Below are 22,547 nucleotides of genomic sequence, written 5' to 3' on the forward strand. Positions count from 1 at the left end.
CTTCTTGCCCGTTGCAACGGGCAAGAAGCGCCAGTTTCACCGCTGAAGCGGCGATTCCTGCGCACCCCCAGCCGTCACAACGACGGATCGGTCCACGCGAGCTGGACCACCTCGGCGCCACGGTCGCGGGTGAGCATCTTGCCGCGGCCAGGCTGGGCGGGGCCGGGGCGGAGGTTGCCGATCAGCGCGCCCTCGTCGCGACTGCCGGCCAGCAGGATGCCCGGCATCGCCAGGTCCCGCATGGACTGGATGACCGGCTCGTAGAGCGCCCGCGACGCGCCACCGGAGCGGCGGGCGACGGCGATGTGCAGGCCGACGTCGCGGGCCTGGGCCATCAGCGGCTGGAGCAGCGCGACGGGTGAGCTCTGCTGGGTGGCGACGAGGTCGTAGTCGTCGACCACGACGAACACCTCGGCGCCGGTCCACCACGACCGGTTGCGCAGCTGCTCGGGCGTCACGTCCGGTCCCGGGATCCGGTTCTGGAGGTACGTCGTCAGGTCGTTGAGCGCCGGCTGCGCCTGGGTCGCGGAGGTGAGGTAGTTGAGGAGGTACTCCTCCGGCACCTCGCCCAGCAGCGACCGGCGGTAGTCGACGAGGATGATCTGGGCCTCGGCCGGCGTGCGGGTGCGCATGATCTCGTGGCAGTAGGTGCGCAGCAGGTTGGACTTCCCGGACTTGCCGTCGCCGAACAGCAGCAGGTGGGGCTCGGCGTCGACGTCGAGGGAGACCGGCGCGAGCTCCTTCTCGTTGATCGCCAGCAGCAGTTGCCGCTGCGGCGGCGTACCGGCCAGCGAGCGGACCTCGTCGAGGGTGATCCGGTCGGGCAGCAGCCGCAGCTTGGGGCCGGCCGGGCCGCGCCAGGCGGCGGTGACGGCGGCGATCATGGCGTCCACGCCGTCGCCGAGGGTCTCGGCGGAGCCGTCGCCGTCGACGCGGGGGAGGGCGCCGAGGAAGTGCAGCTTGCCGGGCACCAGGCCGCGGCCGGGCCGGTTGCCCGGGACGAGAGCGGCGACCTTGCGGTCGATCTCGGAGTCGATCGGGTCGCCGAGCCGCAGCTCGAGGCGGGTGCCGAGCAGGTCGCGCATCGCCGCGCGGAAGTCGGGCCAGCGGGTCGACGCGGTGACGATGTGCAGACCGAAGGTGAGGCCGCGGCCGGCGAGCTGCTGGATCTCCAGCTCGAGGTCGTCGAAGTCGGAGCGGAGCGTGCCCCAGCCGTCGATGACGAGGAACACGTCGCCGTACCCGTCGTCGGCGCGACCCTGCGCACGGCGCGTGCGGTAGGTCTCGATCGAGTCGATGCCGTGGGTGCGGAAGTAGCGCTCGCGACGGTCGACGATGCCCTTGACCTCGGCGACGATCCGGCGGACCACCTCCGGCTCCGACCGGGTGCCGACGCCGGACACGTGCGGCAGCGCGGTGAGGGGCGCGAAGGTGCCGCCGCCGAAGTCGAGGACGTAGAACTGCGACTCCAGCGGGGTCGTGGTCAGCGACAGGCTGGTCACGATCGTGCGCAGCAGCGTGCTCTTGCCGCTGCGCGGCCCGCCGACGACCGCGACGTGGCCGGCGGCGCCGCTGAGACTGACGGTGAGGGTGTCGCGCCGCTGCTCGCGTGGCCGGTCGACGGTGCCGAGGGGGACCGTCAGGCCGCCGGCGCCGCGCCACTGGAGGGAGACCAGGCCCAGCTCGGGGTGCGGGGCGAGGTCGGGCATGAGCTGGTCGAGGGTGTCGGGCAGGTCCAGCGGCGGCAGCCACACCTGGTGGGCGGCCGGGCCGCGGCCGTCCATCCGGGCCACGGCGATGTCGAGCAGCGACGCGCTGCCCTCCGGTACGGCGGCCGGGGCCGCGGAGTCGTCGGTCTCCTCGGGCTCCGGCTCGTCGAAGGTCTGCACCTCCGAGATCGTGAACGGCAGGATGCCGCGCAACTTGCCGCCGCTGTCGCGGACCACCCGGCGCCGGCTGGTCTCCGGCGGACCCGAGACGTACGCCGCCTTGAACCGGGTCATCGTCGTCGGGTCGGGCTTGAGGTAGCCCAGGCCGGGCACGGCCGGCAGCTCGTAGGCGTCCGGCACGCCGAGCACCGCCCGGGACTCCTGCGCGCTGAACGTGCGCAGGCCGATCCGGTACGACAGGTGCGACTCCAGCCCGCGCAGCCGGCCCTCCTCCAGCCGCTGCGAGGCGAGCAGCAGGTGCAGGCCGAGCGAGCGGCCGAGCCGGCCGATCGCGACGAACAGGTCGATGAACTCGGGCTTCGCCGACAGCATCTCGGAGAACTCGTCGACCACGATGAACAGCGACGGCAGCGGGGCGAGGCCGGCGCTGGCCGGCTCGCCCGACGTACGGGCCTTCTCGTAGTCGCGGATCGAGGCGAAGTTGCCGGCCTCGCGCAGCAGCTCCTGGCGGCGCACCATCTCGCCGGACAGCGCGTCCTGCATGCGGTCGACGAGCGTGAGCTCCTGGGCGAGGTTGGTGATGACCGCGGAGACATGGGGCATCTCGGCCATGCCGGCGAAGGTCGCGCCGCCCTTGAAGTCGACGAGCACCATGTTGAGCTGCTCGGGGGAGTGGGTCATCGCCAGGCCGAGGACCAGCGTCCGCAGGAACTCCGACTTGCCGGACCCGGTCGCGCCGATCACCAGGCCGTGCGGGCCCATGCCCTGCTGGGCGGACTCCTTGATGTCGAGGTGGATCGGCCCGGCGCCGTCGCCGACGCCGATCGGGACCCGCAGCCGGTCGCGCGCCGGCCGCGGCCGCCACACGGCTCCGGGGTCGAAGCTGTGGACGTCGCCGAGGCCCAGCAGGTCCATGAAGTCGGTCGGGCCGGTGAGGTCGGCCGCCTCCTCGCCGACGGCCGCGCCGGCGGTGGGCGTGAACAGCGGGGTCAGCCGGCGGGCGAGCGCCTCGGCCGTGGCCGCGCCGCACTGGTCGCCCTTGGCCCGGACCGGCTCCGTCCGCAGTCGTACGGCGACCAGGGGCACCGTCTCCGGAGCCTGGCCCGGTGTCGCCGACCGGGCGTCGTCCTCGATCTCCAGGCGCAGCGCCGTCGGGCTGTCCAGCTCGCCCCAGCGGGCGGGCAGGTCGATCACGGTGACGCCGTGCAGGCCGTCGGAGGGCACCAGGTGGTTGCCCGGCGGCAGCTCCGCGCCGTCGGTGACCAGGATGATGTGAGGGATCGCCGGCCGCTCGTCGGCGCCGAACCGCGGCCGCTCGGTCAGGTCCGGCGGCAGCATCGTGGCGAGGTCGCTGAGCGAGGTCGTCACCATCCGGGCCGGGCCGACCGCGTCGTTGTGGTGCTGGCTGTGGGCGTGGGGCAGCCACTTCACCCAGTCCCAGTGGGCGAGGGTGGCGTCGCTGGCGAGGACCGCGACCTGCAGGTTCTCCGGCGACTGGAAGGCCGCCGCCGAGCACAGCAGCGCCCGGGCCAGGGAGCGGGCCTCCTCCTCGTCGCCGCAGACCTCGATCCGGTCGAAGGCGCGCAGGTCGATGGACGCGGGCAGGTCCGGCTGCAGGCGGTGGACGACGAGCAGACGGTGCAGGGCGGACGCCGACGCCGGGTCGACCTCGTCGATGGGCGCGCTCTCCGGCGGCAGGAGCTCGAGCGCGAGCGGCTGCGCGCACACGCCGTACCGCACCTGCAGGAAGGCGGGGTCGGCCGACGACCGCTCCCACACCCGGGTCCGGTCCTCGGCCAGCGACGGCAGCGCGGTGGGCGCGGGGTGCAGCCAGGTCAGCGCCCGGCGCTGCTGGTCGGCGGCCTCGCGGGCGACCTTGCGGACGGTGGCGAGATAGCGGAGGTACTCCGTGCGCGAGCCGGTGACCTGCTGCTGGCGCTGCTTCCGCTGCCGATCGATCTGGACGACGATGAAGCCGAGGGTCGCGAACAGGAACATGCCGGCCGCGATGAACCGCAGCGCCTGGTTGCCGCCCGCGCCGCCGAGGCCCGCGACGAGAACGATCGAGCCGAGGCTGCCGAGCATCGGGATGGCGTTCATCGCCACGCCCGCCGCCCCCTCGCTCGGCTGGAGCTGGGGCGGCGGCTGCAGCTGGAGCTGGCCGCTGGGCAGCTCGGGCCGCTCGCCGCGGCTGCCGCGCTGGGTCAGGCTGCCCGGAGCGGACGCGGACGCCGGCGCGGCCCGCCGGCCCGCCGGTCCCGGCGGCGCGCTCCGGGACACGCTCGGAACGCCGCCTGGAGTGATGCCCACCGTCACGCTGCCGTCCCCTGTCGTCGATGCCCGTTCATGCGACCTGGTCGATGATAGGAGAGAGATTCCCTCCGGGGAGGACGGCGTCGCGAGCGCTGCGAGGCGCGTGCGATGGCAAGGCGCCGGAGCGAAGGCATGCTGGATCGCACGTTGAGCGACGGCAACGCCGCCAGCGCGCGTGCGTCGCATCGCGCAGCAGCCGGGCTCCCCGGAGGGAATCTCTTGGGGCCGACGGGGTAGGGAGCCTCGGAACGCACGGTGGAGAGGACTACCCTGCGAGCCAGGCCGTGAACCCCGGCCCGGTACGACCACTCGATCTCGGGAGGCAGCAGCCTTGAACGGGACGTCCCGCCCGCCGGCGCCCGGCACGGTCACCGCCGTGACGGTGCACGGGCCGCGGGGCGTGCTCGACCTGACCGTGCCGGTCGACGCCACGCTCGAGGACGTCTCGCGGGCCTACTCCGCCGAGGCCCGCCTTCCGGTCGTGCTGCCGCTGGTGTCCCGGTCCGGGGAGCCGCTCCAGCTCACCGCCGTCGTGGGGGAAGCGGGACTCGTCGCCGGGTCGGTGGTGGTCGCGGTGGACCCGTCCTCGCGACCGGCGCCGCCGCGCAGCAGGTTCCGCTCCGGCGACGCGGGGGAGACGGCGCTGGTGGCCGGCCGGGCCTCCGCGGCCTGGATCGCGCTGGCGGTGGGTGTCGCGGCCGTTGCGGGGTGGTGTGCGGCGCAGCTGCCGTCCGACGAGCGGTGGCCCGTGGTGGCCGTGCTCCTCGCCGCCGCCCTCGTGAGCTGCCTGCCCGTCGGCGTGCTGCGGTCGCAGCGGGTGCTCGCCGCCCCGGCGTTCGCCGCGGCCGCGGGCTTCGCGCTCGCCTGGGACCCGCTGCCCGAGCGGCTGCCGACGGTCTGCGGCGTCGCCGCCCTCTGTGCCGCCGTCACGGCCGGTGTCGGCCGCGCCCTCGCCGCCACCGACGACGGGGCGGTCGACGGGCTCCGGGTCTGGATCGTGGTCGGCTCCGGCTGGTTCGCGGTCGCCGGCCTCGGTGCGCTGACCGGCGTCGCCCCCCAGGTGGTCTGGGCCGTGCTCTTCCTCGCCGCGGTGCTGGCCGCCCGGTTCGTGCCGGAGCTCGCGGTCGACGTACCCGACCAGTATCTCCTCGACCTCGAGCGCCTCGCGGTCACCGCGTGGTCCGCCCGCGAGCGGCCCACGGGACGACGGGGCCGGATCGTCGTGCCCGAGCAGGCCGTCCAGGCCGTCGCGGCCCGGGGAGCCCGGGTCGTGACCGCCGCCTCGGCCGCGGTCCTCGTGGTCGTGATCGTCACCGCGCCCCTGCTGCTGGCCACCGCCTCCCTGCCGCTGGACCGCACGGGCGCCCGCTGCCTCGTCGGGTTCGGCGGTGCGGCGCTGCTGCTGGCGGCGCGCAGCTACCGCCATGCCGGTGCCTGCCGGCTGCTGCGCCTGGCCGGCGTCGGCGCGCTGGCCGCGCTGGCCGTCGTACTGCTGGGCCTGGCGCCGGGCCGGGACCCGGTCGCGGCCCCCGCCGCGGTCGCCGCGGTCGCTGTCGCGCTGGCGGGGATCCTGGTGCTCACGGCCGTGTTCGTCGGCCGCGGCTGGCGCTCGGCGTGGTGGTCCCGCCGGGCCGAGATCGCGGAGGCGCTGTGCGGCGCGTTCACCGTCGGCTCGCTGGTCGTGGCGGTCGGCTTCTTCCGTCATCTGTGGGAAGTCACGGGCTGAGGTTTAGCCCCTCCGAGGCCGCGGGTAGCACCTGACGCGTCGGCTCTTTGGCAGTGCTCGGGGAGCCAGATCGAAGGAAGTGCACGTGCACGGGGCGGGTCTCGCCGCCCGCAACCAGCAATCAAGGAGCAGACATGGCAGTGGAGTTCGGACAGGCAGAAGGCGCCCTCAAGCGGGTCGCCGAGCGTGTTGTCCAGGCCAAGGAGGAGTTCGGCGGGCACGCGTCCACGATGGACGGACAGCTCGAGCGGCTGCGTCTCGAGTGGCAGGGGTCCGGTGGACTCTCCTTCAACAACCTCAAGCAGGCGTGGCTCGAGAAGCACAAGGTCGTCATCACGGCCCTCGACCGCTTCCACGCGTCGCTCACCGAGACCGAGGCCGACAACCGGGCCGTGGACGAGCAGGCCGGTTCGGAGATGGTCAACCTCCTCAACCGCCTCGGCCAGCAGTAGTCGACGACCACCCCACGAACCCAAGGAGACGAGAACCATGACCGGACCTGACTACGGCAGCCTCGACGGCCTGCGCGTCAAGCACGCCTCCCTCGAGGAGGCGGCCTCGAACATGTACGAGACCGTCAAGAAGATGGACGCCAGCCTCAACGCGCTGGAGAGCGACATCAAGAACGACGTCGCCACCTGGAGCGGTGAGCAGCGCCAGGCCTACGACTCCGCCAAGGCGGCGTGGGACTGGGCGATGCAGGAGCTGCGCGACCTGCTCGACAACACCCACAGCACCGTCTACCAGTCCAACGCGGACTACATGCAGGCGGACAAGCGCGGCGCCGGCCGGTTCTGACGTGCCTGGCGCGAGCGTGTCTCCGGCGTGTTGAGGGGCAGCAAGCTGCCGTCGCACGCCTCCCGCCACGCTGCCGCGCTGAGCCGTACCCGCCGTCCCGGAGGGACCGACACGCAGGTGGTCGGTCCCTCCGTCGCTGTCCGCCTCCGGGCCCCGGCTCTCTAGGATCGAGCTCCGAAGGCTCCTCGGGGAAGGTTGAGCAGATGACACAGGCGCCGCGCACGAGCGCAGCCGTCGCGTCCGGGCTGGTCCGGGTGACCGTCACGTCCGGGACCCGGCGGGTCGACCTGGTGCTTCCGGGCGCCGTCCCGGTCGCCGAGCTGCTGCCCGAGCTGGCCCGCAGCGTGGGCCTGCTCGACCCCGCAACCGTCCACGGCGGCTACCGGGTCGGCACGTCCGAGGGCCGCCGGCTCGCCCTCGACACCGGCCTGACCCTGCAGGGCATCGAGGACGGTGGCCTGCTCACGGTCACCGCCGGCGTCGACGACCCGGCGCCCCGCGTCTACGACGACGTCGTCGAGGCGATGACCGACGTCGTCGAGCACGACCTCGAGCCCTGGCATCCCGCCGCGGGACGGCGTACGGCGCTCGTCGCGGCGGGCCTCTTCCTCGCCCTGGGGGCGGGCGCGCTGCTGGTCCAGCGCGGCTCCGACATCGCCGCCGCGGCCACCGCCCTGGTCGCGCTCGCCTTGTGCGCCGGCGCGATCGTGCTGTCCCGCGCGCAGCACGAGCACGAGGCCGGCATCGGCGTGGCCTGGCTGGGCACCGGGTACGCCGCCGTGGCCGGCCTGATGTTCGCCCCCGACGGCGCCGGCTGGTTCGCCGAGCCGCTCGCGGCCGCGGGCGCCGGCGCGCTGCTGGCCGGGGTGGTCTGCCTGATCGGGCTCGGCCCCGGCCGGACCCTGGCGTTCCCGCCGATCGTGGTCGGCGCGCTCGCCCTGGGCGTCGGCATCTACGTCCGCTCCACGCCCGACGGCCTCGCCCCCGCGCCTCTGCTGACCACCGTGCTGGCGCTGGTCGTCCTCGCCGGCAGCATCTTTCCGTGGCTCGCCCTCGGCGCCACCGCCACCCGGGTCGACCAGCTCTTCACGCCCGCCGACATCACCGCCGACCCCGACGACATCGAGCGCGACCGGGTCGCCGCCGACGCCCGGGTCGCCCACGAGATCCTGCTCGCGATCAGCGGCACCGTCGGCCTCCTCCTCGTCCTGGTCGCGCCGCTCGCCGTCAGCCTCGGTGTGACCGGGACCCTGCTGGCCGTCGACGCCTGCCTCATCGTGGTGCTCCGCACCCGCCAGTACCGCACCGGCAGCGAGGTCCTGCTCGGCCTCGGCTCCGGCGTCGCCGGCATCGCCGCGACCGCCGTCGCCATCCTCGCCTTCCACCCCGACTGGCGCCCGACCCTCGCCGTCGTCCTCGCCGTCGTGGGCGCGGTGCTCCTGGTCGCGACGCTCAGCCCCGCCGCCCCGTCGGTACGCCGCGGCCGGCTCGGCGACGTCCTCGAGTCCGTCGCGCTGCTCACCCTGCTCCCGCTCCTCGTGGTCGCCACCGGTCTGTTCGACCAGGTGCGCGACTGGATCGGCTAGGGGCCAAGGCCGTGTCTCCCGTTCCCTGGCGGCGCCCGGCCCGCCCAGCACGCACGCTGGCGGCGTTGCCGACGCTCGACGTGCGCCCAGCATGCCTCCGCGCCGGCGCCTTGCCATCGCACGCACTGGACGACCCGGGCATCCACCGAGGAACGGGAGACACGACCTAGTGGCCACCAAGAAGGACCTCGTCGAGGCCTATGCATTCAGCCGCCGCCGGCTGGTGACCGCGTTCGTGTCCGGTGCGCCGGGCGGGCGCGAGGTCGAGCCGACCCGGCCCGGCCGGATGATCGTCGGCGGCATCGCGCTCGCCGTCCTCCTCGTCGCGGGCGCCGCGATCGCCGGCGCGCTCTCCGACCGCGCCGAGGTCGACTGGGACAAGCCCGGCCTGGTCGCCGACAACCGCGGCGCGCTCTACGTCATCCTCGACAAGGACTCCGTGCCCGGGCTGCCGCGGGTCCGCCCGGTCATCAACGTCACCTCGGCCCAGCTGATCCTCGGCCCCGACGTCGAGGCCCGCAAGGTGCCCGACGAGGAGATCGCCGGCGAGCGGAAGGGGCCGCCGATCGGGATCCTCGACGCCCCCGCCACGGTGCCGGCGGCCGATCACCTGGTCGGGAGCGGGTGGACGTCGTGCACGGGCACCGGACTCGGGATGCAGACCACCGTCGAGGCGGAGCCGCGGGTCACGCCGGTGCCGGCGACCGGCTTCGTGGTCAAGGGGGACTCCGACGGCGATGTCTACCTCATCGCCGAGGCCGAGGTGCCGGGCCTGCCGCGCCGCGCGTACCGCTACGAGCTCCACTCCGGCAACGACGGTCTCTACAGCGATCTCCGGGTCTCGCCGAACGACCAGGTCACGGTGCCGGACGCCTGGCTCGAGCTGTTCCCGCCGGGCGACCCGCTCGACGCCGACGGTCTCGGCATCCCCGGCTGGGGCGAGCCCGCCGGCCTCCCCGGGTACGGCGATGCGCTCGTCGGCGACTGGCTCGAGCGCTCCGGCACGACCTACGCCCTCACCCAGGCCGGACTGGTCGAGCTGACCCCGTTCGAGGCCGCCGTGCTGCGCAACACCTCGCTCGGCAAGCGGATGCCGCAGGAGGCGACCGAGGAGCCCGGGGCCGCCTTCAACATCGTGCGCAGGGCTCCCGGCGCCGGCGAGTTCTGGCCGGAGCAGGTCCTCGACGGATCGCTGCCCGCCACCGAGCAGGCCTGCGCGCAGCTGGTCACCGACGAGGGTGCGGAGCCCGCCGTCCACCTGGTCACCGCGCCCGAGGGCTCCGCCAGCGCCGAGGACGTCGCCACGGGCGACCGCGAGGTCACCGTCGCCTCCGGGCGCGGGGCCGTGATCCGCTCCGCCGACTGGATCACCAGCGCCGACGGCACGATCCACCTGGTCGACGACCGCGGCTACAGCTACCCCGTCGCCGGCACCGAGGAGCTGGCCCAGCTCGGCTACGGGAGCGTCCCCGTCCTGGTCGTCCCCGACGTGTGGAACAAGCTGTTCGAGATCGGGCCGGAGCTGTCCATCGACGCCGCCCTGTGCCCCCCGTCGAAGGACCAGTCGTGCGGCTAGGGAGACACGCCCTAGGGGGACACGCCCTGAGCCCCCGGCTGCCCGCGATCGCCGCGGCCGTGCTGCTCGGCACGACGGGCATCCCGGTCGCGGCGCCGGTCGCGGCCGCCGTACGGGAGCCGGCGGAGGGGCCCGGCTGCCTGCAGGTCACCGCGACCGCGACCGACCAGCGCACGGTCAAGGGCGACAACACCGCCAACGAGATCCTCCACGTCGCGCAGGCCCAGCGGCTGGCCCGCAAGACCGGCACGGCGCCCGGCAAGGGCGTGACCGTCGTCGTGGTCGACAGCGGGACCGGCGGGTACGACGGCACCGCGCCGGTCGACCTGCCCAGCGGTCACGGCTTCGCGGTCGCCGGCATCGTCGCCGGGCCGGACCAGCGGGAGCCGACCCGCGTCCCGGTCGGCATCGCACCGCGGGCCACCGTGGTCGACGGGCGGTTCTACGACACCCCCGAGCGCACCCAGGACGGGCAGGTCGTCCCCATGGCGGCCAACCTCGCCACGAAGCTCGGGGAACTGGCGACCGCCCGCGCCGGGGGCGCGCTCGGCGGGCGGGTCGTGGTCGTCGTACCCGCTCAGGTGCCGCACTCGCCCGAGCTCGAGGAGCAGGTCGACCGGCTGGTCGCCTCCGGGGTGCTGCTCGTCGCGGCCGCCGGCGACCGGCCGCGGAGCGACGGCGCCTTCCCCGACGGCTTCCAGGGGGAGGCGAAGAAGGGCGAGGACACCGCCGACCTGGTCTGGCCGGCCGCGCACCCGAAGGCGATCGCGGTCGGCGTCTCGACGCCCGGGACCCGTGGCGACGTGCTCCGCAGCTCGGCCATCGACCTGTCCGCCCCCGGCGCCGGCGCGGTCTCGAAGGCCCTCAACGGCGGCTGGTGCGTCGTCGACGGCGCCTCGACCGCCTGGGCCGCCGCCCAGGTCGCCGGCGTCGCCGCCCTCGTGTGGTCGGTGCACCGCGACGAGGACGCCGACCAGCTGCGCACCCGCCTCGAGCAGACCGCCAGCGGCAACGGCGGGCCGTCGAGCCCGATCACCGGGTACGGCGTGGTCCAGCCGGTCGAGGCGATCCAGCGGCAGGTCGCGGAGATGGGCGCCGAGCGCAAGGACCAGGTCGAGCCCGCGCGCCCGCCGCGCGCCCAGGCCGACGTCCTCGCCGGCGCCCGGCACGACGCGATCTGGTGGGGGCTCGGGGGCGGTGCCGCGCTCGTCGTACTCCTCCTGCTGCGGCCGCTGCTCGCCCGCCGCCGCTGACCCCTCCTCCCGGCTCGTGTTGGCGAGGTTTCTCCGAACGCCGCGTGGGGGAGCAGGGAGGGGTGAACACGCGATGGACTCTCTCGGTGGTGGCCTTCGTCACCGCGCTGCTCGGCGGCCTCACGGTCGTCGTCCCCGCCGCCGCGGCGGCTGCTGACGAGGACCCGGGCCCGGCGCTCCGGGTCGTCCGGCACGACCGGACGGCCGCGCAGAAGCAGGCCGACGGCACCGTCGCCTACACCGTCCCGAGCGGCAGCGCGGGCCTGAGCCGGATCACCACGGCGCCCAACGGCGACATGTGGTTCGTCGAGCGCAACGCCCAGCCCCACGACTCCGGCTACATCGGGATCCTCGGTCAGATCAAGCCGAACGGCGCGATCACCGAGTGGGGGCTCGGCGCCGAGAACCAGTACTCGACCGTCAAGGACGTCGACGTCGCGGCGGACGGCAAGGTGTGGGTGCTCTACAACAGCGGCCGCCACGTGCTGGGCTTCTACCCCGGCCAGGGGGGCACCGGGTCCACGAACGTGGCCCTGGACGCGCTTCCTCGCGGCCAGCAGCTCCGGATCGGACCGGACGGCGTGACCCCGTGGATCACCCTCGGCTACGACACCCACGGCATCGCCCGGGTCGTCAACGGGAGCGTGCAGACCAGCTACAACCCGGCCTGCGAGAACCAGATCTCCCGCGGCGCGCAGGGCACCATGTGGTGCACCACGGACGTGCAGACCAACGTGAAGCGGATCTCCGCGGACGGGTCCTCCACCCAGGCGTACCCGCTGCCCGCGGACGCGACGTACCCCTACTCGATCGCCGCAGGCCCCACCGGCGCGATCTGGTTCGGCCGGGACAACGGCTGCAGCACGTTCTGCTCGCCGGGCAACGGCAGCGTCGGCTGGTTCGACCTCGGCAACTCCGGCGCCCACGTGATCCCGGTGGGCTCCAAGGTGGCGCCGCGCGCGCTCAAGCTCGGGCCCGACGGCAACATCTGGTTCGCCTCCATCGGCATCACCAAGGCCATCGGCCACGTCAACGCCGCCGGCCTCGGCGCCGTCACCCAGGTCGGCAGCTGGCAGCCGCGCGGCCTGACGTTCAGCAACGACGGCGCGCTGTGGTTCACCGACGACGTCAACAACTCGATCGTCCGGGTCCCGCTCAGCGCCCTGCAGACCACCAACGTCGACGTCGGCACGGGCTCCACGATGAAGGGCCGGACGGTCGCGCTGAAGAAGGTGCGGAAGAAGGGCGCCAAGCGGGTCTTCGCCGGCACCGTCAGCGCCGCCTCGCCGTCGTGCACCGCCGGCAAGGTCCAGGTACGACGGGTCAAGGGCAAGAAGTCCGTCGTCGTGGCCAAGGGCAAGGCGAAGGCCTCGGGCAAGTACAAGGTCTCCGTCCGGAAGGCGAAGCTGCCCAAGGGCAAGTACTTCGTCCGGGCCAAGGCCGGTGCCGGCTGCCCCGCCGCGGACTCCCCGGCGCGGAAGGTCAAGTGACGGCGCCCGGGCTCAGACCTCGATCGCGAGGCGCGTGATCAGTCCGGCGTGGTGCGCGAACTGGTAGCGCAGCGTGACGGTGCCCCCGGGGAAGCTCCCGTCCAGCCGCACCCGGACGACCACGTGGGCGCCGTCCACGATCCGCTGGCCGATGCGGGTGCTCGTGTACTCGTACTCCGTCGCCGAGCGCCGTACCCAGGCGCTGATCGCGTCGATGCCGTCGTACGTCGTCCCGTCGTCGAGGACCGTGGCGCCGGGCGCGAAGGCGGCGACGGCGTCGGCGTGGCGGTTCTCGTCGTGGGCGTCGAGGTAGGCCGGCACGGGGGCGGGCAGGGCCGAGGGGTCGTAGTCGGCGTAGTCGTCAGTCGCTTCTATTTTCGCAGTCATAGTAGATGCTAGATTAGCAGTCACTGAGGCCGCCGGGAACAGAGGTGGCGAGACCCGAGCGCAGGGAGGGCGGAGTGCCGGCACGAGTCCGCGTCGAGGATCGCGAATGTCCCCTGTCCACGGCCATGGCCTATGTGGGGGAGTGGTGGACGATCCTGATCCTGCACGACTGCTTCGACGGCTACACCCGCTTCGACCAGTTCCAGGAGAACATCGGCCTGTCCTCCAGCATGCTCACCGCGAGGCTGAGGACCCTGGTGGACAACGGCGTCCTGGAGAGACGCGCCTACCAGGAGCGCCCGGTCCGCCACGAGTACGTCCTCACCGACCTCGGCCGGTCGCTCCGCCCGGTCCTGGTGGCGATGGCCGCCTGGCGCAACGCCCAGCTCGCGCCCGCCGACCGGGCCATGGTCCTCGTCGACGCCGAGACCGGCCGCGAGGTCGAGCCCGCCGTCGTCGATCCCGAGACCGGACTGGACGTCTCGGACCCGCGCTTCGTCTTCGCCGCGGGACCGGCTGCCGGGGAGCAGATGCGTGCCCGGTATGCGTGACGGCGCCGGAAACGCAGACGGCGCTGAAACGCAGACGGCGCCGACCGTGGTCGGCGCCGTCCGGTGCGGCGGAGGTAGGGGGATTCGAACCCCCGAGGGCTGTTAACCCAACCCGCTTTCCAAGCGAGCGCCATAGGCCACTAGGCGATACCTCCGCGGAGGAGGTTACCGGCAGATGGACGGCGAGGTGGAATCGGGAGTCCCCGCTCGACGTACCATCGGCGCATGACCTCGCGGGGCGACGACCCGGAGCCCTGGGCTCCCGCCGAGAACCTGCCCTCCGACGCCCGCCGGATGGGACTGAGCCGGTCCGTGCCCGACGGCGCGCTGCTCGAGCTGGCCGGCTCGCTGGACAGCACGAAGCGGTCGCACCGCCTGATCGCGTGGATCCTGCTGGTCGTCATGGTCGTGCCGGTCCTGCTCACCGTCGTCAGTCTGGTGCGCTGACCGGTCGATGTGAGCCTCGCTCACCCTGTCCTCTAGAGTTGGCCGCAACCCCCCACGTGGCGGTATCTCACCCAACTCCCCCAGGGCCGGAAGGCAGCAAGGGTAAGTGAGCTCTATCGGGTACGTGGGGGGCCTTTTGCTTGGCGGGGCCAAGCCGCGACGCCGGGTTCGGCCGTGCGGTCCGCTGTGGTCACGGCGGGCGGGGGCCAAGCCACGACGCCGGGTTCGGGCATCCGGTCCGCTGTGGTCACGGTGGGCGGGGGCCAAGCCGCGATGCTGGGTTCGGCCGTGCGGTCCGTTGTGGTCACGGTGGGCGGGGGCCAAGCCGCGATGCCGGGTTCGGCCGTGCGGTCCGTTGTGGTCACGGTGGGCGGGGGCCAAGCCGCGATGCCGGGTTCGGCCGTGCGGTCCGTTGTGGTCACGGTGGGCGGGGGCCAAGCCACGATGCCGGGTTCGGCCGTGCGGTCCGTTGTGGTCACGGCGGGCGGGGCCAAGCCACGACGCCGGGTTCGGGCATCCGGTCCGCTGTGGTCACGGTGGGCGACTGTGCCGTGTCGGAGCGGGTGGTTAGTGTTCACACGTGGACTCCCCGCTCGCGCTCTACCGCCGCTACCGGCCCGAGACCTTCGCCGAGGTCATCGGGCAGGAGCACGTCACCGAGCCGCTGCGGGCGGCGCTGGCCGGCAACCGGGTCAACCACGCCTACCTCTTCTCCGGCCCGCGCGGCTGCGGCAAGACCACCAGTGCGCGGATCCTGGCCCGGGCGCTCAACTGCGAGCAGGCACCGATCGCCGACCCGTGCGGCGAGTGCGAGAGCTGTCGCGACCTGGCCCGCAACGGCCCCGGCTCGATCGACGTCATCGAGATCGACGCGGCCTCCCACGGGGGTGTGGACGACGCCCGCGACCTGCGCGAGAAGGCGTTCTTCGCGCCGGTGAAGAGCCGCTACAAGGTCTACATCATCGACGAGGCCCACATGGTCACCACGCAGGGCTTCAACGCCCTGCTCAAGCTGGTGGAGGAGCCGCCGCCCCACCTGCGGTTCATCTTCGCCACGACCGAGCCGGAGAAGGTCATCCCGACCATCCGCTCGCGCACCCACCACTACCCGTTCCGACTGATCCCGCCGCGGCTGCTGACGTCGTACCTCACCGACCTGTGCGAGAAGGAGGGCGTCGCCATCGAGCCGGCGGCGCTGCCGTTGGTCGTCCGCGCGGGAGCCGGCTCCGCCCGCGACACCCTCTCCGTGCTCGACCAGCTGCTCGGCGGCGCGGGGTCGCAGGGGGTGACCTACGACCTGGCCAGCGGACTGCTCGGGTACACCCCCGACACGCTGCTCGACGACGTCGTCTCCGCGTTCGCCGCGGGTGACGGCTCGGCCGTGTTCGGCGTGGTCGACAAGGTGATCGAGACCGGGCAGGACCCACGCCGGTTCACCGAGGACCTGCTCCGCCGGCTGCGCGACCTCGTCATCATCTCCGCCGTCCCCGACGCCGCGGCCTCGGGCCTGCTCGACGTCTCCGGCGACCAGGCCGACCGCCTCGTCGCCCAGGCCGCCGCCTTCGGCCGGGCCGAGCTGACCCGCGCCGCCGACCTGGTCGCGGCCGGTCTCACCGACATGCGCGGCGCCACCGCCCCCCGGTTGCTGCTCGAGCTGATCTGCGCCCGGATCCTGCTGCCCGCCGCCGACCACACCACCGAGGGCGTGCTCGCGCGGCTCGACCGGCTCGAGCGCCGGGCCTCGATCAGCGGTACGACGTCCGCCGAGTCCGCGCCCGCGCCGGCCCCCGCCGTCGTCCCGGCCCAGGACCGACCGGCGCCGTCCCGTCACGAGCGGGCCGCTCCCGAGCGGGTGGAGGAGCCGGCCGCGCCGGCCCCGGCGCCGGCTCCCGCGCCGACTCCTGCTCCTGAGCCCGTCGCTGAGCCTTCCCCTGCCCCTGAGCCCGTTGCGGAGCCCGTTGCGGAGGCGCCGGAGCCCGCGCCCACCCCGCAGGCCGCTCCCCAGGCCGCGCCCGCTGCTCCCGCTGCTCCCACCGGCGGCGGAAGCGGCCTGACGCTGGTCGACGTACGCCGGCTGTGGCCCTCGGTCATCGACCGGGTCAAGAGCGTCAAGCGGGTCACCTGGATCCACCTGACCCAGAACTCCCAGGTCGTCGGCTTCGACGACAACGTGCTCAGCCTCGGGTTCCAGGCCGACGGGCCGCGCCGCTCGTTCGAGTCGGGTGGGCACGCCGAGATCGTCCAGCAGGCGGTGATCGACGAGATCGGCGCCGACGTCCGGATCGAGGCGATCGTCGACCCGTCCGCCGACCCGGGTGCACGCGCTCCCGAGCCGGCGGCGCCACCGGCCGCCCCGGCCGCCCCGGCCGCCCCGACCGGCCAGGCAGCCCCGACAGCCCCGAACGCCCCGACGTCACCGACAGGACCCGCCGCGGACGCCGGCGGGTGGCCGGAGGTGACGGCGCCGCCGTCCGCCGCCCCGTCCGCACCGCCGTCCGCCCCCCGCCGGACGACCCTCCGCCGTGGGCCACCGAGCCGCCCCCGGCCGACGGCCCGCCCGAGGAGCCGATCTCCCGGCGCTCCAGGGTGGCCGACATCCAGGCCCACGCCGGCTCCGCCCCGCAGGCGCCGGCGGAGGACCCGGATGCCGCCGTCGACCTCGACGACCGCGAGGTCGACGCCGAGTCCAGCGCGGAGCTGCTCGCCCGCGAGCTGGGCGCCCAGGTGATCGAGGAGATCCCGCGCGGCGGGTGACCCGGACAGCCTCAGACCACAGACGCGAGAAGAGAGAAGACCCCATGAGCCAGAACCCGTTCGACGCCCTGGGCGGCCCCGGCGGCCTCGACCTCGGCGCCCTGCTGCAGCAGGCCCAGCAGATGCAGGACCAGCTCCAGGACGCCCAGCAGCGCCTGGCCGACGCCACCGTCGACGGCTCGGTCGCCGGCGGCGCCGTGACCGTGACGATCACCGGCTCCGGCGAGCTGACCGCCGTCACGATCAGCCCCGACGCCCTCGACAGCACCGACCCCGAGGCACTGGCCGACCTCGGCGACCTGATCGTCGCCGCGTTCCGCGACGCCCGGGCCAAGGTCGACGAGCTCGCCGAGCAGACGCTCGGCCCGCTGGCCGGCGGCCTGCCCGACCTGGGCGGGCTCCCCGGCCTGGGCGGATCGGGCGGTCCGGGCCAGGCGCCCGGCCAGCTCGGCTTCTAGTACGGCGAAGCGCGATGTACGAAGGCGTCGTCCAGGACCTCATCGACGAGCTCGGGCGGTTGCCCGGGGTCGGCCCGAAGAGCGCCCAGCGGATCGCGTTCCACCTGCTGCAGGCCGAGCCCGCCGACGTACGACGCCTCGCCGAGGTCCTGATCGAGGTCAAGGACAAGGTGAAGTTCTGCAGCATCTGCTTCAACGTCGCCGAGGACGACCAGTGCCGGATCTGCCGCGACCCGCGGCGCGACCCGAGCGTGCTGTGCGTCGTGGAGGAGTACAAGGACGTCGTGGCGATCGAGCGGACCCGTGAGTTCCGCGGCCGCTACCACGTCCTGGGCGGCGCGATCTCGCCGATCGACGGCATCGGCCCCGAGCAGCTCCACATCCGGGAGCTGCTCACCCGACTCGGCGACGGCACCGTCACCGAGGTCATCCTCGCCACCGATCCCAACCTCGAGGGCGAGGCGACCGCGACGTACCTCACGCGGATGCTCGGCCCGCTGGGGTTGCGCGTGACGCGTTTGGCCAGTGGACTTCCGGTGGGAGGAGACCTGGAGTACGCCGACGAGGTCACCTTGGGCCGGGCATTCGTGGGAAGGCAGACAGCAACATGAGCGACAACAGCACCACCGAGCAGCTCCCGGGTCTCGCCGCGCTCGAGGCGCTGATCGCGGTGGAGACCGAGACCGTGCGCTTCGCCGACGACATCGCGGCGTCCGTGCGGTCCTTCCTCGACGGCCTGCGGGTCGTCGCGGCGCAGGCGACGGGCGGGCAGGCGGTGTCCCTGCTGCTGCTCCAGATCAGCCAGATCGCGCTGACCGGCGCCCGGCTGGGCGTGCACCGCGACTTCGCGCCGCGCGACGAGTACCAGCCCGACGACGGTCCCGACCCCGACGACCTCGACGAGCTGCGCCTGCAGCTGGCCGGCCTGCTCGGGAACCTCGACGTCTACAGCTACGTCTTCGACCCCTACGACCCCGAGGTGGTCGAGGGCCTGCTCTCCGACGACCTCACCAGCATCGCCGCCGACCTCGCCGTCGGCGTACGCCACTACGACGCCGGCGACGTCGAGGAGGCGCTGTGGTGGTGGCAGTTCTCCTACGTCTCCTCCTGGGGCGCGCTGGCGGGGTCGTCGATGAAGGCGCTGCTCTCCGTGGTCGCCCACGACCGGCTCGACGTCGACCTGGACACCACCCAGGAGCTGGAGCTGGTGGAGGCGGCGGCCGCGGTGCTGGACAGCGGCGAAAACGCCTAGCGCGCTCTCGTAGAATCGTCGGTGGCCCCGGCGACGTGGCCGTGCCCTTCCCCGAAAGCATCGTCCCCCGAGACCACCGCCAGGAGTGAGCCCCCGTGGGCATTGTCGTGCAGAAGTACGGCGGCTCGTCGGTCGCCGACGCCGCCGGCGTCAAGCGCGTCGCGCAGCGCATCGTCAACACCAAGAAGGCCGGCCACCAGGTCGTCGTCGTGGTCTCGGCGATGGGGGACACGACCGACGAGCTGATCGACCTCGCCAACGAGGTCTCGCCGCTGCCGCCGGCCCGTGAGCTGGACATGCTGCTCACCGCCGGCGAGCGGATCTCGATGGCCGTGCTGGCGATGGCGATCCAGAACCTCGGCCACGAGGCGCGCTCGTTCACCGGCTCCCAGGCCGGCGTGATCACCGACGCCGCGCACGGCAAGGCGAAGATCATCGACGTGACGCCAGGCCGGATCCAGGCCGCGGTCGACGAGGGCGCGATCGCGATCGTCGCCGGCTTCCAGGGCGTCTCGCAGACGACGAAGGACATCACCACCCTGGGCCGCGGCGGCTCCGACACGACCGCGGTGGCGCTCGCCGTCGCGCTCAAGGCCGAGGTGTGCGAGATCTACTCCGACGTCGACGGCATCTTCACGGCCGACCCCCGTATCGAGCCCCGCGCCCGCAAGGTGCCCCGGATCTCCTACGAGGAGACGCTCGAGATGGCCGCGCAGGGCGCCAAGATCCTGCACCTGCGGTGCGTCGAGTACGCCCGCCGCTACGACATGCCCATCCACGTCCGCTCCTCCTTCTCCGAGAAGGAGGGCACCTGGGTCGTCAAGGCCGAGGATGTAGTTCAGGAGAGTTCCATGGAAGCCGCGATCATCACCGGCGTCGCCCACGACCGCAGCCAGGCCAAGATCACCGTGGTCGGCGTACCGGACAAGCCGGGCGAGGCCGCCGCGATCTTCCGCGCCGTCGCCGACGCGCAGATCAACATCGACATGATCGTGCAGAACATCTCCGAGGCGAAGACCGGCCTCACCGACATCTCCTTCACGCTGCCGCAGGGCGAGGGCCAGACGGCGATGACCGCCCTGGACCGGGTCCGCGAGCAGATCGGCTTCGAGAGCCTCCAGTACGACGACAGCGTCGGCAAGGTCTCGGTCGTCGGCGCCGGCATGAGCTCGGCTCCCGGGATCTCGGCCCGCTTCTTCGAGGCGCTCTCCGAGGCCGGCGTCAACATCGAGATGATCTCCACCTCGGAGATCCGGGTCTCGGTCGTCGTGGCCGAGGCGCAGATCGAGTCGGCCGTCAACGCCGCCCACGCGGCGTTCGAGCTGGGCTCGGACGAGATCGAGGCCGTCGTGTACGGAGGGACCGGACGATGAGCGTGAACATCGGTGTGGTCGGCGCGACCGGCCAGGTCGGCGTGGCCATGCGCCAGATCCTGCTCGAGCGGGCCCCTCTCGGTCTGCTGGGCCCGGTCGGCGACGTGCGGTTCTTCTCCTCGGCCCGCTCGGCCGGCAAGGTGCTCGCCTTCGGCGACCGCGAGGTGACCGTCGAGGACGCCGAGACCGCGGACCCGAGCGGTCTCGACATCGCGCTCTTCTCCGCCGGCGCCACCGCCTCGCGCGCCTTCGCGCCGCGGTTCGTCGACGCCGGCGTGATCGTCGTCGACAACTCCTCGGCCTTCCGCAAGGACCCGGCCATCCCGCTGGTCGTCTCCGAGGTCAACCCGGAGGCCGCGGCTGCGGTGATCGAGGCCGGTCGCGGCATCATCGCCAACCCGAACTGCACCACCATGGCGGCCATGCCGGTGCTCAAGCCGCTGCACGAGGAGGCCGGCCTGGTCCGGCTGATCGCGTCGACGTACCAGGCCGTGTCGGGCTCCGGCATCGCCGGCGTCGAGGAGCTCGCCACCGGCATCGCCGCGGCCGGCGACAAGGCCCGGGAGCTGGCGTACGACGGCGAGGCGGTCGCGTTCCCCGAGCCGGCCGTCTACCGCGAGACCATCGCGTACAACGTGCTGCCGTTCGCCGGCAACCTCGTCGACGACGGGCTGAACGAGACCGACGAGGAGCAGAAGCTCCGCAACGAGTCCCGCAAGATCCTCGGCATCCCCGACCTGCGGGTCTCGGGCATCTGCGTCCGGGTCCCCGTCTTCACCGGCCACTCGCTGGCGATCAACGCGGAGTTCTCACGGCCCTTGACGCCGGAGCGCGCGCGGGAGCTGCTCGCCGGTGCCCCCGGCGTCGAGCTGGCCGACATCCCGAACCCGCTGGCCGCGGCGGGCAAGGACCCGTCGTACGTCGGCCGGCTGCGCCAGGACCCCGGTGTCGACGGCGACCGCGGGCTCGCGCTCTTCGTGTCGAACGACAACCTCCGCAAGGGCGCCGCGCTCAACACGGTGCAGATCGCGGAGCTGGTCGCCGCCTCCCGCTGACGCCGGGTCGCGCTACTCGTCGGCGGGGTCGACGAAGGTCTTGGTGACCCAGACCGAGGCGAGGTAGGCGCCCACGCTGAGGAGCGGGACGATGATCAGCGTCGACCAGTGGTCGAGCAGGTTGATCAGGAACAGCAGCGCCACGACCGCGACCAGGCCGACCGCCAGGAAGCTGCTGCTGCCCGGGTCCGGGATGGTGAACGCCTTGAGCAGCTGGGCGCCCAGCAGCACGCACAGCGCGAACGTGGCGACCAGGAGCAGGAATCCCGGCCCGCCCCCGCACGACGACGTCCCGCGGACTGAACCGCACTGGGTTTCTTGGAGGCTCGTGACCTTGGAAACGAGGATGAGCACATGCCCAAGGAGCAGGTGCCCGGGAAGCCGCAGACGCGGCGCTACTCCCCGGAGGAGAAGGCAGCGGCGGTCCGGATGGTCCGCACGCTGCGAGCAGAGTTGGGAACCGAGCACGGGACGGTCCAGCGGGTCGCGACCCAGTTGGGTTACGGCGTGGAATCGGTGCGTCAGTGGGTCAAGCAGGCCGACATCGACGACGGCCACGTGCCGGGCGTGACCACAGCGGAGGCCAAGCGAATCCGCGAGCTGGAGCAGGAGAACCGCGAGCTCAAGCGAGCCAACGAGATTCTCAAGCGAGCGGCCTCTTTCTTCGGGGCGGAGCTCGACCGCCAACACAAGTAGTAGTCGCTTTCATCGACGCCAACCGCGACGAGGTCGTCGAGGGCAAGAAGCTCGGAGTCGAGTCCATCTGCACCACGCTGTCCAAGGCGGGGCTGCAGGTGGCTCCGAGCACCTACTACGCCGCCCGGTCCCGCGAGCCATCCGCACGCGCGCAACGTGATGCTGAGCTCAGACCGGCGCTGCGCGAGCTGTGGGAGGCGAACTACCGGGTCTACGGCGCGAGGAAACTGTGGAAGGCCGCCAGGCGTGCCGGACACGACGTCGGCCGTGACCAGGTCGCCCGGCTGATGCGCGCCGAAGGCATCGAAGGCGTCGTCCGCACGAAACGGGTGCGGACGACCAGGCCGGATGACAAGGCTGCACGGCACCCGGACCTGGTGAAGCGGAACTTCACCGCGACAAGGCCGAATGAACTGTGGGTCACCGACCTGACGTTCGTGCCGACGTTCGCCGGGATCGCCTACGTGTGCTTCATCGTCGACGCCTTCAGTCGGATGATCGTGGGGTGGCGAGTCGCCAGCCACATGCGCACCGAGATGGTGCTCGACGCGATCGAGATGGCCCGCTGGTCCCGCGGCACGCAGCTCGAGGGCCTGCGGTGTCACAGCGACGCCGGCAGTCAATTCACGAGTCTGCGCTACGGCGAGCGGCTCGCCGAGATCGGCGCCGTCCCATCGATCGGGACCGTCGGGGACAGCTACGACAACGCCTTGGCCGAGACCGTGAACGGCTACTACAAGGCCGAGCTCATCCGCGGTCCGGCGCGTCCGGGGCCGTGGCGCGCCATCGACGACGTCGAGCTCGCCACCCTCGGCTGGGTGCACTGGCACAACCACCAGCGGCTACACGGCTACCTCAGCGACCTCCCGCCGACCGAGTTCGAAGAAAGGTTCTACGCTACCCAGCAGGGAACCCAGGCCCTGGTTGAAATCAAATGACCAGA

The 22,547-nt window shown here is 73.0% G+C and carries 19 protein-coding genes, 1 tRNA gene and 1 other RNA gene; 17 read left to right on the plus strand and 4 right to left on the minus strand.

Going from position 1 to position 22,547, the window contains the following annotated elements; translation table 11 throughout:
- Positions 1-74 precede the first annotated feature (74 nt).
- The gene (eccCa, locus tag FIV44_RS19010; RefSeq protein ID WP_246086493.1) at positions 75-4,169 is read right to left on the minus strand and encodes a type VII secretion protein EccCa; all 4,095 of its coding nucleotides are present in this window, start codon (positions 4,167-4,169) and stop codon (positions 75-77) included.
- 364 nt (positions 4,170-4,533) lie between these two features.
- Between eccCa and FIV44_RS19015 the strand changes: the two genes are divergently transcribed.
- The 7 genes from FIV44_RS19015 (at position 4,534) to FIV44_RS19045 (ending at position 12,631) form a co-directional block, all read left to right on the plus strand.
- The gene (locus tag FIV44_RS19015) at positions 4,534-5,928 is read left to right on the plus strand and encodes a hypothetical protein (protein ID WP_141005817.1); all 1,395 of its coding nucleotides are present in this window, start codon (positions 4,534-4,536) and stop codon (positions 5,926-5,928) included.
- A 134-nt stretch (positions 5,929-6,062) separates the two neighbouring features.
- Positions 6,063-6,380 carry a WXG100 family type VII secretion target gene (locus FIV44_RS19020; protein ID WP_141005818.1) on the plus strand — a complete coding sequence of 106 codons (318 nt, stop codon included), beginning with the start codon at positions 6,063-6,065 and terminating at the stop codon, positions 6,378-6,380.
- A 37-nt stretch (positions 6,381-6,417) separates the two neighbouring features.
- A complete protein-coding gene (locus FIV44_RS19025) occupies positions 6,418-6,726 on the plus strand; it encodes a WXG100 family type VII secretion target (protein ID WP_141005819.1) in 309 nt (102 codons plus the stop codon).
- 203 nt (positions 6,727-6,929) lie between these two features.
- Positions 6,930-8,312, plus strand: coding sequence for a type VII secretion integral membrane protein EccD (gene eccD, locus FIV44_RS19030; protein WP_141005820.1), 1,383 nt, complete (start codon positions 6,930-6,932; stop codon positions 8,310-8,312).
- Between the two features lie 169 nt (positions 8,313-8,481).
- On the plus strand, positions 8,482-9,888 hold the full coding sequence (eccB, locus tag FIV44_RS19035) for a type VII secretion protein EccB (protein ID WP_181410693.1): 1,407 nt from the start codon (positions 8,482-8,484) through the stop codon (positions 9,886-9,888).
- Entirely contained in the window at positions 9,879-11,141 is a 1,263-nt protein-coding gene (locus tag FIV44_RS19040; protein ID WP_181410694.1) for a S8 family serine peptidase, read from the plus strand. Before eccB ends, FIV44_RS19040 begins: the two co-directional genes overlap by 10 nt.
- A gap of 89 nt (positions 11,142-11,230) precedes the next feature.
- Positions 11,231-12,631 carry a Vgb family protein gene (locus FIV44_RS19045; RefSeq protein WP_141005823.1) on the plus strand — a complete coding sequence of 467 codons (1,401 nt, stop codon included), beginning with the start codon at positions 11,231-11,233 and terminating at the stop codon, positions 12,629-12,631.
- A 12-nt stretch (positions 12,632-12,643) separates the two neighbouring features.
- Here FIV44_RS19045 and FIV44_RS19050 read toward each other — a convergent pair whose 3' ends face one another.
- The gene (locus FIV44_RS19050; protein ID WP_141005824.1) at positions 12,644-13,018 is read right to left on the minus strand and encodes a nuclear transport factor 2 family protein; all 375 of its coding nucleotides are present in this window, start codon (positions 13,016-13,018) and stop codon (positions 12,644-12,646) included.
- A 74-nt stretch (positions 13,019-13,092) separates the two neighbouring features.
- Between FIV44_RS19050 and FIV44_RS19055 the strand changes: the two genes are divergently transcribed.
- Positions 13,093-13,569: a winged helix-turn-helix transcriptional regulator gene (locus tag FIV44_RS19055; protein WP_141005825.1), complete on the plus strand. Its 477-nt coding sequence runs from the start codon at positions 13,093-13,095 to the stop codon at positions 13,567-13,569.
- A gap of 69 nt (positions 13,570-13,638) precedes the next feature.
- Here the strand turns inward: FIV44_RS19055 and FIV44_RS19060 are convergent.
- Positions 13,639-13,724 (minus strand) — tRNA-Ser (locus tag FIV44_RS19060).
- Between the two features lie 70 nt (positions 13,725-13,794).
- Between FIV44_RS19060 and FIV44_RS19065 the strand changes: the two genes are divergently transcribed.
- From FIV44_RS19065 to FIV44_RS19100, 8 genes are all read left to right on the plus strand, one after another.
- Complete coding sequence (locus FIV44_RS19065) at positions 13,795-14,016, plus strand: hypothetical protein (RefSeq protein WP_141005826.1); 222 nt, start codon at positions 13,795-13,797, stop codon at positions 14,014-14,016.
- 46 nt (positions 14,017-14,062) lie between these two features.
- An RNA gene (gene ffs / locus FIV44_RS19070) (signal recognition particle sRNA small type) lies at positions 14,063-14,153 on the plus strand.
- Between the two features lie 443 nt (positions 14,154-14,596).
- Positions 14,597-16,744, plus strand: coding sequence for a DNA polymerase III subunit gamma and tau (locus tag FIV44_RS19075; protein ID WP_141005827.1), 2,148 nt, complete (start codon positions 14,597-14,599; stop codon positions 16,742-16,744).
- A gap of 70 nt (positions 16,745-16,814) precedes the next feature.
- Complete coding sequence (locus FIV44_RS19080; protein ID WP_141005828.1) at positions 16,815-17,228, plus strand: YbaB/EbfC family nucleoid-associated protein; 414 nt, start codon at positions 16,815-16,817, stop codon at positions 17,226-17,228.
- A gap of 14 nt (positions 17,229-17,242) precedes the next feature.
- Positions 17,243-17,839 carry a recombination mediator RecR gene (gene recR / locus FIV44_RS19085; protein ID WP_141005829.1) on the plus strand — a complete coding sequence of 199 codons (597 nt, stop codon included), beginning with the start codon at positions 17,243-17,245 and terminating at the stop codon, positions 17,837-17,839.
- Complete coding sequence (locus FIV44_RS19090; protein WP_141005830.1) at positions 17,836-18,480, plus strand: DUF5063 domain-containing protein; 645 nt, start codon at positions 17,836-17,838, stop codon at positions 18,478-18,480. The genes recR and FIV44_RS19090 overlap by 4 nt, the downstream gene beginning before the upstream one ends.
- Positions 18,481-18,575: 95 nt before the next feature.
- Positions 18,576-19,853, plus strand: coding sequence for an aspartate kinase (locus FIV44_RS19095; RefSeq protein ID WP_181410695.1), 1,278 nt, complete (start codon positions 18,576-18,578; stop codon positions 19,851-19,853).
- Positions 19,850-20,908: an aspartate-semialdehyde dehydrogenase gene (locus FIV44_RS19100; protein WP_141005831.1), complete on the plus strand. Its 1,059-nt coding sequence runs from the start codon at positions 19,850-19,852 to the stop codon at positions 20,906-20,908. The genes FIV44_RS19095 and FIV44_RS19100 overlap by 4 nt, the downstream gene beginning before the upstream one ends.
- 12 nt (positions 20,909-20,920) lie before the next feature.
- Here FIV44_RS19100 and FIV44_RS19105 read toward each other — a convergent pair whose 3' ends face one another.
- Positions 20,921-21,262: a hypothetical protein gene (locus FIV44_RS19105; RefSeq protein ID WP_141005832.1), complete on the minus strand. Its 342-nt coding sequence runs from the start codon at positions 21,260-21,262 to the stop codon at positions 20,921-20,923.
- Between FIV44_RS19105 and FIV44_RS19110 the strand changes: the two genes are divergently transcribed.
- Positions 21,263-22,542, plus strand: a protein-coding gene (locus FIV44_RS19110; RefSeq protein ID WP_141003217.1) for an IS3 family transposase whose coding sequence is annotated in 2 segments (ribosomal slippage) — positions 21,263-21,566 and positions 21,566-22,542 — 1,281 coding nt in all. Because the reading frame shifts where the segments join, the coding sequence is not laid out codon by codon here.
- Positions 22,543-22,547: the final 5 nt, after the last annotated feature.

The sequence above is a fragment of the Nocardioides humi genome (genome assembly GCF_006494775.1).
GTDB classification, from domain to species: domain Bacteria; phylum Actinomycetota; class Actinomycetes; order Propionibacteriales; family Nocardioidaceae; genus Nocardioides; species Nocardioides humi.